Origin of the sequence: Tardiphaga sp. 709 (assembly GCF_032401055.1) — a bacterium.
Lineage (GTDB): Bacteria > Pseudomonadota > Alphaproteobacteria > Rhizobiales > Xanthobacteraceae > Tardiphaga.
In genome coordinates this window covers 5,606,951-5,623,559 of the sequence record NZ_CP135529.1, presented here as the reverse complement: position 1 = coordinate 5,623,559, position 16,609 = coordinate 5,606,951, and the positions used below count along the sequence as shown (strand labels likewise).

General features: G+C 60.1%; 17 protein-coding genes and 1 pseudogene. 5 read left to right on the top strand and 13 right to left on the bottom strand.

The annotated features are described in order from the left end of the window. Window positions 1-42 precede the first annotated feature (42 nt). Window positions 43-1,014, bottom strand: coding sequence for a Bug family tripartite tricarboxylate transporter substrate binding protein (locus RSO67_RS27120; protein ID WP_315841360.1), 972 nt, complete (start codon window positions 1,012-1,014; stop codon window positions 43-45). Between the two features lie 20 nt (window positions 1,015-1,034). Next, the gene (locus RSO67_RS27115) at window positions 1,035-1,466 is read right to left on the bottom strand and encodes a RidA family protein (RefSeq protein WP_315841359.1); all 432 of its coding nucleotides are present in this window, start codon (window positions 1,464-1,466) and stop codon (window positions 1,035-1,037) included. A 308-nt stretch (window positions 1,467-1,774) separates the two neighbouring features. Between RSO67_RS27115 and RSO67_RS27110 the strand changes: the two genes are divergently transcribed. Continuing rightward, window positions 1,775-2,305, top strand: a complete 531-nt coding sequence (locus RSO67_RS27110; protein WP_315841358.1) for a MarR family winged helix-turn-helix transcriptional regulator — start codon at window positions 1,775-1,777, stop codon at window positions 2,303-2,305. 911 nt (window positions 2,306-3,216) lie between these two features. Here the strand turns inward: RSO67_RS27110 and RSO67_RS27105 are convergent. The 11 genes from RSO67_RS27105 to RSO67_RS27055 all read right to left on the bottom strand — a co-directional run bounded on the left by RSO67_RS27105 (window position 3,217) and on the right by RSO67_RS27055 (window position 13,432). Then, entirely contained in the window at window positions 3,217-4,755 is a 1,539-nt protein-coding gene (locus RSO67_RS27105; protein WP_315841357.1) for a Do family serine endopeptidase, read from the bottom strand. A gap of 199 nt (window positions 4,756-4,954) precedes the next feature. Continuing rightward, window positions 4,955-5,155 carry a DUF2065 domain-containing protein gene (locus RSO67_RS27100; protein ID WP_315841356.1) on the bottom strand — a complete coding sequence of 67 codons (201 nt, stop codon included), beginning with the start codon at window positions 5,153-5,155 and terminating at the stop codon, window positions 4,955-4,957. A 167-nt stretch (window positions 5,156-5,322) separates the two neighbouring features. Then, window positions 5,323-6,216: a protease modulator HflC gene (hflC, locus tag RSO67_RS27095; RefSeq protein ID WP_089268264.1), complete on the bottom strand. Its 894-nt coding sequence runs from the start codon at window positions 6,214-6,216 to the stop codon at window positions 5,323-5,325. Next, on the bottom strand, window positions 6,213-7,367 hold the full coding sequence (gene hflK / locus RSO67_RS27090) for an FtsH protease activity modulator HflK (protein WP_315841355.1): 1,155 nt from the start codon (window positions 7,365-7,367) through the stop codon (window positions 6,213-6,215). The genes hflC and hflK overlap by 4 nt, the downstream gene beginning before the upstream one ends. 153 nt (window positions 7,368-7,520) lie before the next feature. After that, entirely contained in the window at window positions 7,521-8,054 is a 534-nt protein-coding gene (locus RSO67_RS27085) for a dihydrofolate reductase (RefSeq protein WP_315841354.1), read from the bottom strand. Then, window positions 8,051-8,845 (bottom strand): thymidylate synthase, encoded by a 795-nt coding sequence (locus tag RSO67_RS27080; protein ID WP_315841353.1) that lies wholly within the window; start codon window positions 8,843-8,845, stop codon window positions 8,051-8,053. The genes RSO67_RS27085 and RSO67_RS27080 overlap by 4 nt, the downstream gene beginning before the upstream one ends. A 167-nt stretch (window positions 8,846-9,012) precedes the next feature. After that, window positions 9,013-9,996, bottom strand: a complete 984-nt coding sequence (locus tag RSO67_RS27075; protein WP_315841352.1) for a tripartite tricarboxylate transporter substrate-binding protein — start codon at window positions 9,994-9,996, stop codon at window positions 9,013-9,015. Between the two features lie 128 nt (window positions 9,997-10,124). Next, window positions 10,125-11,690 carry a tripartite tricarboxylate transporter permease gene (locus RSO67_RS27070; RefSeq protein ID WP_170849787.1) on the bottom strand — a complete coding sequence of 522 codons (1,566 nt, stop codon included), beginning with the start codon at window positions 11,688-11,690 and terminating at the stop codon, window positions 10,125-10,127. A 13-nt stretch (window positions 11,691-11,703) separates the two neighbouring features. Further along, a complete protein-coding gene (locus tag RSO67_RS27065) occupies window positions 11,704-12,204 on the bottom strand; it encodes a tripartite tricarboxylate transporter TctB family protein (RefSeq protein WP_089268259.1) in 501 nt (166 codons plus the stop codon). 92 nt (window positions 12,205-12,296) lie between these two features. After that, window positions 12,297-12,833, bottom strand: coding sequence for a chromate transporter (locus tag RSO67_RS27060; RefSeq protein ID WP_315841351.1), 537 nt, complete (start codon window positions 12,831-12,833; stop codon window positions 12,297-12,299). After that, entirely contained in the window at window positions 12,830-13,432 is a 603-nt protein-coding gene (locus RSO67_RS27055) for a chromate transporter (protein ID WP_315841350.1), read from the bottom strand. The genes RSO67_RS27060 and RSO67_RS27055 overlap by 4 nt, the downstream gene beginning before the upstream one ends. A 256-nt stretch (window positions 13,433-13,688) precedes the next feature. Here RSO67_RS27055 and RSO67_RS27050 point away from each other — a divergent pair, with 256 nt between their 5' ends. From RSO67_RS27050 to RSO67_RS27035, 4 genes and pseudogenes are all read left to right on the top strand, one after another. Continuing rightward, a complete protein-coding gene (locus RSO67_RS27050; RefSeq protein WP_315841349.1) occupies window positions 13,689-14,204 on the top strand; it encodes an SspB family protein in 516 nt (171 codons plus the stop codon). A gap of 108 nt (window positions 14,205-14,312) precedes the next feature. Next, a complete protein-coding gene (gene fumC, locus RSO67_RS27045; protein WP_315841348.1) occupies window positions 14,313-15,731 on the top strand; it encodes a class II fumarate hydratase in 1,419 nt (472 codons plus the stop codon). Window positions 15,732-16,023: 292 nt separating this feature from the next. Beyond that, entirely contained in the window at window positions 16,024-16,212 is a 189-nt protein-coding gene (locus tag RSO67_RS27040; RefSeq protein ID WP_116660764.1) for a DUF4169 family protein, read from the top strand. Next, a pseudogene (locus RSO67_RS27035) lies at window positions 16,209-16,467 on the top strand (ribbon-helix-helix domain-containing protein). Before RSO67_RS27040 ends, RSO67_RS27035 begins: the two are co-directional and overlap by 4 nt. Window positions 16,468-16,609 lie beyond the last annotated feature (142 nt).

Here is a 16,609-nt window from a genome sequence, read left to right as displayed (position 1 = left end):
CATGGCGAAGCGGCAGTCACGGCAGCGCTCTCATCCAAGAGCTCAATTGTCGAGCTGAAATCCCGATTGTTTGACGACCGGAGCCCAGCGCGCTGTCTCCTCCTGAATGCGGCTCGCAAGCTGCTTGGAATCGAGCGTGTAACTGTCAAATCCCATTTGCTCAAAAAATTCTGCGACCGGCTTCGCCTTCATCGCGGCGTGAACCATTTGCTGCAATTGTTCGACGATCGGCTGCGGCGTCTTGGCGGGCGCGAAGAGCCCGTACCAATCAACTCCGGTGACCTGGTCAAAGCCGAGTTCGGCGAATGTGGGCACATTCGGCAAGAAGCGCGATCGCTGCGCGCTCGTGACCGCGAGCGCGCGCAGCGCTCCTGATTCTACATGTTGGCGAATGTCGCCGGTCACCGCCATCGATGTCGGCATCGTGCCCGACAGCAGGTCCGGCACAATCGCCGCCATTCCGCGATAGGGCGCATGAGTCATCTCAATGCCGGCCTGCTGGGCAAACGCCCAGCCCTGGAAATGCATGATCGAGCCGGCAGCCGGCGTGGCATAGAACGTCTTGTTGACTTTGGCCCAGCCAATAAAATCCCGCAGTGTCTTGACCGATTCAGGGACGGCCTTTCCGACGACGAAGGTTTGCGCATTCGAGCACACTGGCGTGATCGGAATAAGATCCGCGACCGGATCATAGCTCAGCTTCGTGTAGACATGCGGAAAGATGACGATCGGCGAGGATGGCGAGAGTACGATGGTCGTGCCGTCAGGCGTGGCAGTTTTGGTGGCGTCGATCGCGATGCGACCACCAGCGCCGGTACGACCTTCGACGATGACCGAGTCGGCAAAATTCCCGCCGAGCTGATCGGCGAGCCGGCGGCCGATCACGTCGAGCGTCCCACCAGCCGCGAAACCAACCATGATCCGGGCCAGCGATGGTCGCGCCAACGCGCGACCACTCCAGAGTGCGGCTGAAGCGGCGACGCCCTGCAAGAGATGGCGGCGTGTCATGGGCATGGGTAATCCTCCGGACAAGGTCAGGTGCGGGATTGGGGCAGGTAGGCGATAGCCTTGATCTCGATCAGCAGATGCGGATGCGGAAGCTGGTGAACGGCGACCGTCGTCCGCGCGGGACCGTCGGAGCCGAAAAATTCGGCGTACACGTCGTTGTACCCGCCAAAGTCGTTCATATTGACGAGGAACGTGCTGACTTCGACGATATCGGACAGTCCGCCGCCGGCCTCGCTTATTATCCTCGCAATATTCTCGATCACCGCGCGGGTCTGTAACTGGATATCGACCGTCACCGTTCCCATGGCATCGGCGCTCGCGCCGGCTATCGTGTTATCCGCGCGTCGCGAGCTTGTTCCGGAAACGAAGACCAGGTCGCCGGCACGCTTGAAGTGCGGATAGCGACCGCGCGGCGTTGCAATGCCCTCCACGACAACTGCTTGAGGATCGGTCGTCATGTTGCTCTCGCCTCGTCGCACGTCATGCAGCATCTCGCAAATTTGTACGTATACGTCTCTTATCAAAAGCTAGCGATTGCCCCGACTACTGTCAAGAAAACGGAACTCGCACCGACTACACTGAAGTCAGCAGAAGTTACGGCTCGTATCGAAGAAGCCGAAGTATGCTGCTATCTTGTTGGGCTTTCTACGCAGTGCTAGAGCGTGAACTGCCTATTCGTGCATCGCGATGTGATCGCTCGTACGGCAATATCTGCAGATCGTGTCGGACCCCCATGACCAGAACAACGACCAAACGCCGAACCAGGATGTCGAGCTCATCGCGCAGAACGGCGACCGGCAAGGCTTCCGCATCGTCCCTGCCTTCCCGTGGCGCCGAGGCCGCGCTGACGGCGCCGGTGCGGTCCATCCTCGACCGCTTTCGACTCGAAGACGTCGTGTCGCATTTATTGCGCAGGGCACATTTCGCCGCTGAGGAACGGTTCTCGCGCGAGTTTGCCGATGAGCAGATTACCCCGCGGCAGAAGGCGACACTGGTTGCGATCTACCAACGTCCCGGCCTCAGCCAGAACATGCTTGCCGAGCATCTTTTCTTGGATCGCAATACCGTCGCCGAAATGGTGAAGCGACTGGTGGAGCGACACCTGCTTGAGCGGCGACCGGCGCCCGGAGATCGACGTGCCTATGAGCTGTTTCTGGCACCTGACGGTGCAGCCATGCTGAATCGCGTCATGACACGGGACGCGTCAGTCGAGCGAGCTATCCTGCAAAGACTCCCCAAGGGAGCCGAAAAGAAATTCATGAAGTGTCTTCGGCTGATCGTTCAGACGCCACACTAGCAAGCGCCGCTGCGCGGGCATCATGGCGCATGCCACAGGTCGTCCGGGGCAGAGAGGCCATCGATACCAAGCCCAGCAGGGTCCGCGTATCGTCCCGCCGTGCCCTGGGATGACAGTTTTTTTGGGGGGACGCGGAGCCGCATCAAACATTTTTTCCTATCTCTCGTTGACAGCATCCCCATAAGGTTTATATTCCCTTCGTCCTGCCCCACCAGAGGGGCGATCGCGATCGTCACGTTCGCGGGGTGGGATGCGGTGGACGCCGGAGATGCGGCGTTACGCGGTTTGGGGGTGACGTCTGTCTTCGGGCAGGACGGATCTGCGCCAGCACTGCCACTGGCAAGGAGACGGCCGACTCTGGGATGGAAAGACCCCTGGACAGTGTGACGGACGACCAAATCGAAACGTGTCCGGCTTTCTCGCTTGAGGCACCCTGTCCCTCCGCCCTGGGACTGTAATTTTGGTGATGGGATCGTTCGCCATGGCAACGCGCAAGCAACCGAAAAAACACCGCAGGCGGAACGCTGGGCACTTGCTCGGCGCCTCCGAAAGTCCTGATGCATAACATCATGCGGAAGACCGCATTCGCATCAGGCCCAAGGGTGCAACGGGCACCCGGCGTTCCGCACGCCCTCTCAAGGGAGGGTGGGAATGCGAAACACGACGGCGCCCCCGCGCCGCAAACAATGGGGGCGATGACGCATGTCTGAAGCACCGTGGCTGTTTGACAGTTGAATCTGAAATCGCGTGACGCGCGAACGCCCGAACCAAACGCCGTCATGCGCGGCGAATGCCGGGTATCCACGACTTGGCCACAAGCAAGACGTGGATGGCCGGAACAAGTCCGGCCATGACGTGGGGAGAGAACGGACAACCACTCGCCGCGCTCGAGGGAGGGAGAAGAAAGCGCCCTACTGCACGCTCAGCGCCACGAAGCGCAACTCGCCTTCGGCATTCGACACCAGCAGCAGCACCGACTTCTTGCCGTCCTTCTTCAAGGCATCGACGCGCTTCTTGACGTCGGCGGCATTGGTGACCGCTTCCTGCGCGACCTCGACGATGACGTCGCCGGCAGCCAGGCGCTTTTCGGCGGCGTCGGAGCCAGCATCGACGCCGGTCACGATGACACCCTTCACGCTGTCTTTGATCTTGTACTTGGTACGCAGATCCTTGCTGAGACCGGTGAGGTCGAGGCCCAGCGCCTTCTGCGTCGCCGGCTTCTCGGCTTCCGGCGTGGCCTTGATCGAGGCCTGCACCGGCTTGTCATCCTCGAGACGTCCGAGGGTGACCTGCTTGGTCTCTTCCTTGCCCTTGCGAATGATCAGCACATTGACGGCCTTGCCGACGGCGGTGCCGGCAACGATGCGCGACAGGTCCTTCGGCTCCTTGACGTCACGGCCGTCGAACTTGATGACCACGTCGCCGGGCTCGAGTCCGGCAGGCTTGGCCGGGCCCTTGTCATCGACGCCGGCAATCAGCGCGCCGCGGGCGGGCTTGATGTTCAGGCTCTCGGCGATCTCGTCCGTCACCGGCTGGATGCGCACGCCGAGCCAGCCGCGTCGGACTTCCTTGTATTCGCGCAGCTGTTCGATGACGCCGACCACGGTCTTCGACGGCACGGCGAAGCCGAGGCCGATGGAGCCGCCGGTGGGCGAGATGATCAGCGTGTTGACGCCGACCACTTCGCCATCGAGGTTGAACAGCGGACCGCCCGAATTACCGCGATTGATCGAGGCGTCGGTCTGGATGTAGCTGTCATAGGGGCTGTTGTTGCTGATCTCGCGGTTACGCGCCGAGACGATGCCCGCAGTGACGCTGCCGCCGAGCGAGAATGGATTGCCGATGGCGATCACCCATTCGCCGAGCCGCAGCTTTTCACTGTCGCCGAACTTCACGGCGACCACCGGCTTCACCGGGGTAAACTTCAACACCGCCAGATCGGTCTTCTTGTCGACGCCGACCAGCTCGGCCTTGATCTTGGTGCCGTCATTCATGATGACGTTGATCTCGTCGGCGCCGTCAATGACGTGGTTGTTGGTGACCACAACACCCGAGGCATCAATGATGAAACCGGAGCCCAGCGAATTGGTCTTGCGCGGCTGCAGGCCGCCATTCTTGTCGCCGCCCGGGCGGCCGCCGCGGTTCTTGAAGAAGTCGTCGAAGAACTCTTCGAACGGCGAGCCTGGCGGCAGTTGCGGCATCGCCCCGCGGCCACCGCCCTCCCCCTTGTCGCTGTTCTTCGCCTCGACGGTCGAGGTGGTCGAGATATTGACCACGGAATCGATCACCTTCTCGGCAACGTCGGCGATCCCGTCCGGCCCGCGGGCCGAAGCCGGCGCGGAAAACGCGGCGACCGCGGCGCCGAAACAAAGCGCCGTCAGCAGCGGACGCAGGCCGCTATACGGTGCACGGCGCGAAACGAGGCTCAGAGAGGAATGAGCGATGGACATGTCGGAAACGTCTCCAAAAGAGAGTCGGCAAATTTGACTGAGAGTGCGCCCGAACGGCGACATCGCGCAAGCCTTCGCGCGGGCCATCCGGCTGGCCCATCTGGGACGTGGATTGCGGCGGAATGCGGACGTAAACGTGCACGATCGCGTTGATCGGGAAGAGCTTTTTCGGACGCCCCGGAGAGATTACGAGCGGCGGCTAGCGCCGGATCGCCCAGATCAGGATCAGGCCGCCGACGGCCGAGACCAGACCGGCGATGCGCAGGATATTGTCAGGGCTTTGCAGCGCGCTCTTCATCGCGCGGCGCATCCATCCGGGAAATGCCAGGAACAGGATGCCTTCGAACATGAACAGGATTCCGATGCCGATGAGGAAGTCGGCAAACGCTATGGACCTCATCTGACGTCAACTCCCGAACCTTCGCACCCTGGCCGCAGTTTCTTGGCAGTTTTCTTGGCGCTTTTCTGAAAACAAATGAGGCGCACCACGATGGCGCGCCTCATCCTTAGATCAGAGTGGCAGCGAACGCAAAACAGGTATCCGCGTAAGCTTAACCGGCGACGCCGTTACTGCGGCTTTGCCGCGGGGGGCTTTCCCGACGGATTGGCGAAGAAGCGGAAGAACTCCGAATCCGGCCGCAGCAGGAAGCGGGTGTCGTTGCTCTTCAATCCGTTCTCGTAAGCCGTCATCGAGCGATAGAACGCGAAGAACTCCGGATCCTGGCCGTAGGATTCAGCGAACAGGCGGTTGCGCTCGCCGTCGCCGGCACCGCGGGTCTGTTCAGCGGTCGAGTTGGCATCGGCGATGATCACCGTTGCTTCACGATCGGCCTTGGAGCGAATCTCCTGCGCTTTCTGGCCACCACCCGCGCGGAATTCAGCAGCTTCCCGCTGACGCTCGGTCTGCATCCGCTGATACACCGCCTGGCTGTTTGCCTCCGGCAGATCGGCGCGGCGGATACGAACGTCCACGACGGAGATGCCGTAACCATCGGCTTCCTTGTCGAGCTGCTCGCGGATCTTGTTCATCAGGTTCTCACGCTCGTCGCGCACGATCTGGATGAAGGTGACCTCGCCGAGCACACGGCGCATGGCCGCATTGAGCAGCGTGGTGAGCTGGATGTTCGCCGCCTGGATCGACCCGATGCTCTGATAGAAGCGCAACGCATTCTTGATCTTGTAGCGGGCGAAGGCATCGACCACCAGACGACGCTGGTCGTTGGCGATGATTTCCTGAGCCGGATTTTCCAGATCGAGGATACGCTTGTCGATCGAGATCACGCTGTCGATGAACGGGATCTTGAAGTTCAGACCGGGCTCGGTGACCACGCGAACGGGCTCGCCGAGTCGCACCACGAGGGCCTGTTCAGTCTGGCGCACCGTATAGATCGAGCCGAAGCCCACGATGACCAGCACCAGCACTACAATCAGTGCAACGATACCTGAGATGCCGGTTTTCATCGGGTGCTCCCGCTCTGCTGAGGCTGACCAGATGGCGCCGGAGGCTGACGCCGCGGCGTCAGTTCATTCAAGGGAAGATAAGGCACGACGCCTTGCGAAGCGCCGGCGCCCTGGCCGCCGTCATAGACCAGCTTCTCGGCACCACCGAGGATCCGCTCCATGGTTTCGAGATAGATACGCTGACGGGTTACGTCAGGCGCCTTCTTGTACTCGTCATAGACCTTCAGGAAGCGCGCGCTCTGGCCCTTGGCTTCGGCGATCGCCTGTTCGCGATAGCCTTCGGCAACCTGCAGGATCTGCGCAGCACGACCGCGCGCATCGGGAACGACGCGATTGGTATAGGTCTGGGCTTCGTTCTGCAGACGCTGGGCGTCGGCCTGTGCCGCCTGCACGTCACGGAATGCATCGATCACCTGTGCCGGCGGATCGACCTTCTGCAGCTGGACCTGCTGGATCAGGACGCCGGCGCTATAGCCGTCGAGCGTCTTCTGCATCAGTTCCTGCACCTGGGTTTCGGTGGTGGTGCGTGCGCCGGTGAGGATCGGCTGAATGTTGGCGCGGCCAACGACTTCACGCATCACACTTTCGGCGACCGCTTTCACGGTGCCTTCGGGGTTCTGGATGTTGAACAGGAAGTTGCCGACACCGTCGGGCTTGATACGCCACAGCACGGTGAAGTCGACATCGACGATGTTCTCGTCGCCGGTCAGCATCAGGCTTTCTTCCGGCACATCCCGGATGGTGCGGCCACGGCGACCGGTGTCTTCCAGGATCGACATGCCGACCGACAGGGTCGATACGCGCAGCGCCTTCGGCAACAGCACGGTCTCGATCGGATAGGGCAGATGATAGTTCAGGCCGGGCTGCACGGTGCGAACATGCTTGCCGAAGCGCAGCACGACACCGAGCTCTTCGGACTGCACGCGGAAGAAACCGGACAGCCCCCAGATCACGAGCGCCACGGCGAGCACGAGCGCGATGCCCATGCCGCTGACGAAGCCGCCGGGCAGCATCGACTGCAGACGGTCCTGCCCCTTGCGCAACAGATCCTCAAGATCAGGCGGCCTCGGTCCGGACGATTGCGGACCAGAACCCCAAGGTCCCTTCGGACCAGAGCCCCATGGGCCTCCGCCTTGATTCTTCCACGGCATTCAACACTCTCCTCTGCGCGGCCGGACATACCGGTCTCGCCACGTCTGCATGGCTTTATAGGGGACGACCCCAGCTCTTACAACGCGGGGTTCTTGATCGCTGGAGCTATGCCGGAGGTCGCAAATGTCAATGTTAACGGGCGGAAAACGCGGTTAACGGGGCGCTCTCCGGCAATATGTCACATAGGAGAAATCGACGCTGTCCTCGCCCGCCGCGGCGTTCCTGACGCGCGCAACTTCTTCCCACACAGTGAGATCAACCGGCGACATAAAGGTATCGCCGGTCGGCTGCGCGTGAACTTCGGTGACTTCGAGACGGTCGGCGATCCCCATCCATTGGGCATAGATCTCGGCGCCGCCGATCACGGCAATCTCAGTGACCAAACGCCGCAGCGCGTCGCCAGTCGCCACCGCGCGTGCATCGGCAAGCGACGTGGTGACTACGGCTCCTGCGGCCTGATAGCCCGCATTGCGCGTGATGACGATATTGGTGCGTCCCGGCAACGGCTTCGGAAACGACTCGAACGTCCTGCGCCCCATCACGATCGGCTTGCCCATCGTCAGCGCCTTGAAGCGCTGCATGTCCGACTTCAGCCGCCATGGAATGGCATTGCCCTGCCCGATCACGCCATTCTCGGCGACGGCATAGACGAAGACGACCTGGGGGACAGCCGTCGTTGCGGTCAAACCGCAACCTCGGCCTTGATATGCGGATGCGGATCGTAGCCTTCGAGGGTGAAGTCCTCATAGCGGAACGCGAAGATGTCCTTCACGTCCGGATTGATTTTCATCACCGGCAGCGTGCGCGTCGGCCGCGTCAGTTGTAGCCGCGCCTGCTCCAGGTGATTCGAGTAGAGATGCGTGTCGCCAAGGGTGTGGACGAAGTCGCCGGGCTTGAGACCCGTGACCTGCGCGATCATCATCGTCAGCAGTGCATAGGAGGCGATATTGAACGGCACGCCGAGGAAGACGTCGGCCGAGCGCTGATAGAGCTGGCAGGAGAGCTTGCCGTTGACGACATAGAATTGGAAAAGACAATGACATGGCGGCAGTGCCATCTGATCGATCTCGGCCGGATTCCACGCCGTTACGATCAGCCGGCGCGAGTCCGGATTGCGCTTGATCATGTCGATGACATTGGTGATCTGATCGATACTGCGTCCGTCGGGCGCCGGCCACGAGCGCCACTGCGATCCATAGACCGGACCGAGATCGCCATTGGCGTCTGCCCATTCATCCCAGATCGAGACGCCGTGGTCCTTGAGATATTTGATGTTGGTGTCGCCTGCCAAAAACCACAGCAGCTCATGGATGATCGCCTTCAGCGACAGCTTCTTGGTGGTCAGGACGGGGAAGCCATCGCTGAGCTTGAAGCGCATCTGATGGCCGAACACCGACAGCGTGCCTGTGCCGGTGCGGTCGTGCTTCTCGGCACCGTCGCTCAGGATTCGCTCTAGCAGGTCGTGATACTGGTTCATGGTCGATCTTGCGGGCTCGTGAGCGGGCGAACTTATCGCCTCGGCCGGTGGTCGGACACGCCGATTCCCGGATTATACCCGAAAAAGTGTGTCCCTGCCCCGCAAACGGCAAGGGCTGTATCCGTGAGGACCCAGCCCTTGAAATCAATTGGTTAGCCGGTTCCCGATCACATTGCGGGCTTGAGCACCGCTGACCACTTCTCGACTTCGCTCTTCACCAGCGAACCGAGCGCAGCCTGGGTGCGGGCTTCCGGCTTCGGAATGTCCGACCCGAGATCGAGCAGACGCTTCTTGACGTTCTCGTCGTCCAGCGCCTTGGCGGCCGCGGCGTTCAGCTTGGCGGTGATCGCGGCAGGCGTGCCCTTGGGCGCGAAGATCGCGTTCCAGGCCGAGGCCTGATACTTCGGCAAACCGGCTTCGATGGTGGTCGGGACGTCCGGCAGCGACGGGTTACGATCGGGCGTCGCGATGGCATAGGCCTTGATGGTGCCGCCCTTGATCTGCGGAACCGCATTGACGATCTGGTCGCACATATAGTCGACCTGACCACCGACCAGCGCGTTCATCGCCGGACCGGTGCCATTGAACGGCACACCGGTCGGCTTGATATCCAGAACCGAGCTCAGCAATTCGCAGGACGAATACGACACAGAACCGACGCCGGCATGGGCCATGTTCAACTTGTCGCTATTGGCCTTCACATAGGTGACGAATTCCTTGAGATCCTTTGGCGCGAAATCCTTCTTCGCCAGGATCAGAATCGGCGTGCCGGCCAGCAGCGCGACGGGCTCGAAATCCTTCTCGGGGTGATAAGCGAGCTTCGGATACAGCGGCACGGCCGCAGCATGGGTGCCCATGTGGCCGGTGATGATCGTGTAGCCGTCATTGGCCGCACGCGCTGCACGCGTCGCGCCAGTCGTGCCGCCAGCGCCGACGACGTTCTCGATGATGATCTGCTGGCCGAGCGTCTTCGACATGTCCGCGGCGACGATGCGCGCGATCACGTCGGTCGGGCCACCGGCCGCGAACGGCACGATCATGGTGATGTTGCGGGTCGGGTATTCCTGCGCCTGAACAGCGGTTGCCAGTGCACCAAAGCCGGCGACGGCCGCCAGGCCACTGATCGCAACTCTGCGATTGAACAGCTTCATTTGATTTCCTCTCCGAGAATATTTTTGCCGCGAAATGCCGACAGTCGCGGGACTGAATATAAGCAAAGGCCCGAAGTCTATTCGACTTCGGGCCGTGGCGTAACGACGCAGATGCGTGGAGAGCTTCGTCAGCTCTCGGATTCGACGAAGACTTCGTCGCGCTTCTTTCGCAGTGCGGGAAGCACAGCGAGGATCAGCAGGAACGCCGAGATTGCCATCAGGGTCGCCGACAACGGACGGGTGAAAAACACCGTCGCGTCGCCACGCGAGATCAGCAGCGCACGACGCAGGTTCTCTTCCATCAACGGACCGAGCACCATGCCGAGCAGCAGCGGCGCCGGTTCGAAGTCGTGCTTGATCAGCCAGTAGCCGAGCAAACCGAACACGCCTGCGAGCACCACGTCCATCGGTGCGTTGTTCACCGAATAGATGCCGATGCTGCAGAACACCACGATCGACGGGAACATCAGGCGATACGGCACACGAAGCAGCCGAACCCAGATGCCGACCATCGGCAGGTTGATGACGAGCAGCATCAGGTTGCCGATCCACATCGAGGCGATCATGCCCCAGACGAGTTCCGGCTGCTTCTGCATCACCTGCGGACCCGGCACGATGCCATGGATGGTCATCGCGCCGACCATCAGAGCCATCACCGCATTCGGCGGAATGCCGAGGGTGAGCAGCGGGATGAACGAGGTTTGCGCTGCGGCGTTGTTGGCGCTTTCCGGTGCCGCAACGCCTTCGATCGCTCCACGACCAAAACGCTTCGGATCCTTCGACAGCTTCTTCTCAAGCGTATAGGCCGCGAAGGACGCGATGACCGCGCCGCCGCCCGGCAGAATGCCGAGAATGGAGCCGAGCACGGTGCCGCGCAGAATTGCAGGCGCAGAGTCCTTCAAATCCTTCTTGGTCGGCATCAGGCCCGTGACCTTCTGCTGCACGAGCTGGCGATCTTCCTCACCGCCCGCATCCAGGTTGCGGATGATTTCAGCAAAGCCGAACAGGCCCATGGCGACCGTGGCAAAGCCCAGGCCGTCAGCAAGTTCAGGAATGTTGAACGACATGCGCGACGCGCCGGTTTCGATGTCGGAACCGACCATCGACAACAGCAGACCGAATACGATCATCGCGATCGCCTTCAGCACCGAGCCCTTGGCAAGCACCACGGCAAAGATCAGGCCGAGCACCATCAGCGAGAAGTATTCTGCAGGACCGAACGCAAGCGCGAGCTTGGTCAGCGGCGCGCCGAGCACAGCGATAAGGACCGTCGCAACGCAACCCGCAAAGAACGAGCCGATTGCTGCAATCGCGAGCGCCGGACCGGCACGGCCCTGCTTCGCCATCTGGAAGCCGTCGAGCGCAGTCACAACGGAACCCGCTTCACCCGGAATATTGACCAGGATCGACGTGGTCGAACCGCCATATTGCGCACCGTAATAAATGCCGGCGAGCATGATCAGCGCGCCGACCGGCGGCAGACCGAACGTGATCGGCAGCAACATCGCCACGGTGGCAATGGTACCGATGCCCGGCAGCACACCGACGAGCGTACCGACCAGCGCACCGATCAGACAGAGTAGAATATTGATCGGAAGCGGGATCGACATTCCGCCGAGGAACGCCGGCGTCCACTGCACGAACTGGAAGACGGTGCTGAAGCCAAGACCGAGATTCGAAAAAAGATCACCCATGACGCCCTCGTTCTCAGCGGATCAGAAATGTCGGCCACATCTGCAACGGCAGACCAAGCGCGTACGGGAACAGCAAGGCGCAGAAGCCCGTGAGGCAGGCGCCAACGATGATCGTTTCTTTCCAGCGCGTCTCGGGCGTGCCGAGCGCAGCAATCAGAAAACTCGACATCGCCGCGAAGATCATGCCCATCGGACGAATGCCGACCGCAAAAACCAGAATGGCCAGCGCCACAAAAAACGGACCGCGCCAGTGGAACTTGGAGAGCCCAGGGCCTTCTGTGAAAATGCCGACAACGGTCACGGCTGCACCAAGACCCAGCAGCAGAATGCCGAACATCCGCGGCGCGGTACCTGCTCCGAACGAAAAGCCATGCATGCCCTGGAGATCGCTGGATGCCCACAGAGCAAATGCAGCAATCGCCACCAAAGCAAGGCCGCCGATAAAATCTTGAGGGCCTTTGACCCAGCTCGGTAAGATGGATTTCTCCGGCGCATGGCTCGGCGCATCACTCATTGGTACGTTCCCCTGTCACGAGCTTTTAGCCCAAACAACATCGTTCGGAGACCGCCCAACGGCTCCGTGGTCAAGCTTGCTAGCGATTTTCGTCAGAGAACGCCAGCGAAACCAAGAAGGCCCCCGGCAACTAACAACCATAGCGGGTTAAGCCGCGTGGCAAACGCCAAAACGGCGGCACTCCCCGTTACCAGAAACGCCATCCAGGTGGTGTCGGAAGCAAAAAGCAGAACCAGCCCGCTCGCGCTCATGAGGCCTATCGATAAGGGGACCAGCGCTGCCTGTACGATTCCCGGCCATTGCGCGTGGCCCGACCGCGCAAGCAATTGGCTGACAAAATAAGCAAACACGGCCGTTGGCCCGCACATGGCGAGTGTTGCAACCATCGCGCCGAGGATGCCGGCGACCTGATAGCCGATCAGCGTCACAATGAGAACGTTCGGCCCCGGCGACAGCTGCGAGATCGCAAACACATCGGCGAACTGCTTGTCAGACATCCAGTGGTTGACGTCGACCGCGAGCCGATGAATTTCGGGAATGGCCGAATTGGCGCCGCCCACGGCAAAAAGCGACATCAGCCCGAACGACCAGGCCAGCGTGACAAGCGATCCGGGGGTGGCGTCGTTCATGCTGCCACCCGCCGTCGCATCAACATGGTCAGGCCGATACTGACGGGAATCGATACCAGAAGAACGGTCGGCAATGGCCATCGCATCACGCCAACGGCGACAAAAACGGCGGTCAGGAGCGCCAGGCTGACCGGCTCACGCTTCTTCAGAAGAGGCAGCATCATTCGGAAAATTACCGCGAACAGCAGTCCGACGGCAGCGCATGAGACGCCGGCCAGTGTGCGCCGCAGCACTTCGATATCCCCAAAGCGTGCATACAGGATCGCCAGAATGGTCACGATGATCACGGGCGGACCTAGCAATCCCGCAAAGGCTGCAATGGCGCCAGGCACGCCGCGAAACCGCGATCCAAAGACAACCGACAGATTGACGATATTCGGCCCGGGCAAGAAGTGGCAAAGCGCAAAAGTCTCGTTGAATTCCTCGGGCGTCATCCAGCCGTGCTGGTCGACGATCGCCCGGCGCGCCCAGACCAGAACGCCACCGAAACCGGCCAGGGACATCTTTGCAAAGGCAACGAACAGCGTCAGCAGTCCCGGCGGCGATGCCGACGCGAGTTCCGCAATGGGGGCGTCAGCCTGTGGTGAACTTGGACGCATGGTCCAGAACTAGGGCCATCCGCCCATCGGGCCAATCGATTTTTGCCTGTTTCCACGCCAATCGGCGGTTGAAATGACCGCCCGGCTGTATCGCGTCCAATTTGCGTCATATATAGAGGGCGCCAGCTTTTCCGGCTGCTGACCTCGGGTCAAGACCGGGATAGAATAGATAGAACAGTATGTGACGCGAGTCGGCCTCCGACCTCGCCCTCACTCCATATATGGCCATGACCAAGACAAGCGACGGGACCGACCGATGGCAACCGATCATATTCGATACGATGTGCTGGCGCGCGACGCCCTCCGTGGCGTTCTGCGCCGCGTGCTGATCGACGCTGCCGAGCATGGCCTGCCGGGCGAGCACCACTTCTTTATCACCTTCGTTTCAACGGCCGACGGCGTCAAACTGTCGCCGCGCCTGCTGGCCCAGTATCCAGAGGAAATGACAGTGATCCTGCAACATCAGTTCTGGGATCTCGTGGTCACCGAAGATCGCTTCGAGGTCGGCCTGTCCTTTAACGGCATCCCCGAGCGCCTCGTCGTGCCGTTCAACGCCATCAAGAGTTTCTACGATCCCTCGGTGCAGTTCGGCCTGCAGTTCGAAACCGAAACCGCTGTAGAGACCCCGGCCGCCGGTGCGACATCCGCAGCCACTGCGGCATCTGCTCTCGCCGCCCCTCCGGCTCCGCCCGCGCCTGCTTCAGAGGAAGAACCGCAAAAATCGGGCGAAGGTGCAGAAGTCGTCCGTTTAGACCGCTTCCGGAAAAAATAATCGCAAGACGTTGTAAGGTGCCGGGGCCGCGTTCGCGCGGCCCCATTCTTATGCGCCGCACCCGCCAGAAGTCTCTGCAGGGAGCGCGGCATCGCAAGGACCGTACCCATGGCCAAATCCTCGAAGACCTCCGCCACTGCCATCACCCGCACCGAAACCGACAGCTTCGGTCCGATCGAGGTCGCAGCGGATCGTTATTGGGGAGCACAAACGGAACGGTCGCGACAGAATTTCAAGATCGGTCACGATCGCATGCCGATGCCGATCATTCGCGCGCTCGGCATCGTCAAGCTGGCAGCGGCCGAAACCAATCGCGAACTCAAACTTCTCGAGCCCAAGCTTGCAAAGGCCATTGTGAGCGCGGCACGCGAAGTCATCGACGGGAAGCTGGATGATCACTTCCCACTGGTCGTCTGGCAAACCGGCTCCGGCACGCAGACCAACATGAATCTCAATGAGGTCATTGCCAATCGTGCGAACGAACTCCTTGGCGGAGAACGCGGCACCAAGAAGCCAGTGCATCCCAATGACCATGTCAACATGAGTCAATCATCCAACGATTCGTTTCCGACTGCGATGCACATTGCGGCAACGCAGGGTATTGTTGAGTACCTCATCCCCGCACTAAGCGAACTACATGCTGCGCTGCGCAAGAAGGAAAAAGCCTTCGCAAAGATCGTGAAGATCGGACGCACGCATACACAAGACGCGACGCCGCTCACGCTCGGACAGGAGTTTTCAGGCTATGCCGCACAGATCGAAAGCGGCATCAAACGCCTACGAAGCGTCGTGAAGGATCTCTACCCGCTCGCCCAAGGCGGAACTGCAGTCGGGACCGGCCTCAACTCCAAGCCTCATTTTGCGAAGTTGTTCGCGAAGCACGCAGCAACAATTACCAAGCTGCCTTTCATCACTGCACCGAACAAATTCGAAGCACTCGCATCAAACGACGCCTATGTGTTTGCACACGGTGCGATCAACTCGGTTGCAACTAGTCTATTTAAGATTGCAAATGACATCCGGTTGCTCGGATCCGGGCCCCGTTCCGGACTCGGCGAATTGATACTTCCGGAGAACGAGCCTGGCTCATCGATCATGCCTGGAAAGGTAAATCCGACACAATGTGAAGCAATGACAATGGTATGCTGTCAGGTATTCGGTAACCACACGGCAATTACGGTGGCCGGCAGTCAGGGGCACTTCGAGCTCAATGTCTATAAGCCGGTGATGGCCCATTGCATGATGCAGTCCATCCAATTGATTGCGGACGTTGCGCGATCCTTCACAGAGCACTGCATCGACGGAATTCGCGCCGATGAAAAACGAATTCATGAGTTGATGGAACGATCACTGATGCTCGTGACTGCACTCGCACCGAAAATCGGTTACGATAACGCGGCGAAAGTAGCTAAGGTTGCTCATGCAAACGGAACGACATTGAAAGAGGAAGCGCTGCGGCTCGGTTTTGTTAGTGCAGCAGAGTTCGATCTTCTTGTTCAGCCGGCCAAAATGATACATCCTGGGTAAGCAAGAATATTTGCTCACAGCTTGTTGAGAATAACTCCAGAAGGAAATAGTTATAATTCATATCTGCTAAATGGTTAGAATGGTCGCATATCAGACGTTTTTCCTTGTGATACAGCAGAAGGTGATCTGGTTACGCTTCGTAGATGACTTCATTTTTCTGCGGAGCTTGTTTGGAACTACGGAGAATATTTTAGGATGGATACCGAAACCGAATTCACCCTCGTCTCGTACAACTACTGGATGGTGAAGACGACGTTTCCCACCCCATCATTTTTTAAAGACAGGAGCGATCATGGGTGACCTGATCAATCTCAATCGCTTCAAGAAGCGCACTGCACGAGAGGAATCGGCAAAACAGGCCGATATAAACCGTGTGCGTTTCGGACGAACTAAGTCAGAACGAACATTGCAGGAGCAGCGCACAGTCCGTGCGAACAACGTGCTGGATCAGCATCACATCGATGGCGAGGACGCATCATGAAATCGCCCGTAGTTAAGAGATCGATCGTTGTTGCGGGTCACAAGACCAGCGTGAGTCTCGAAGAGGCGTTCTGGAACGGCATGAAGGAGATTTCAGAATCTTCGCGACATGACGCTTTCCGAGCTGGTTGGTGAGATCGACACAAACCGTCAGCAGGGCAATTTGTCGTCCGCGATTCGGCTGTTCGTGCTCGATTACTTCCGTACACGTGCCGTTCCGCAACAGCGGATGCCGGAGCACAATCTCTCGGCGTAAACACAGCCGGCCTTAAGCGAATCGCTTCGCCGCCGGTCGTGTTTGCTGAGTCATCGTCAGAACGTCGGCCGCACTGAACTCGCGGTCGGCGGTGTCAGTACTAGCGGAGGCGCGAGCCTCGGCCTTGGTGCGCGTGCAGCAC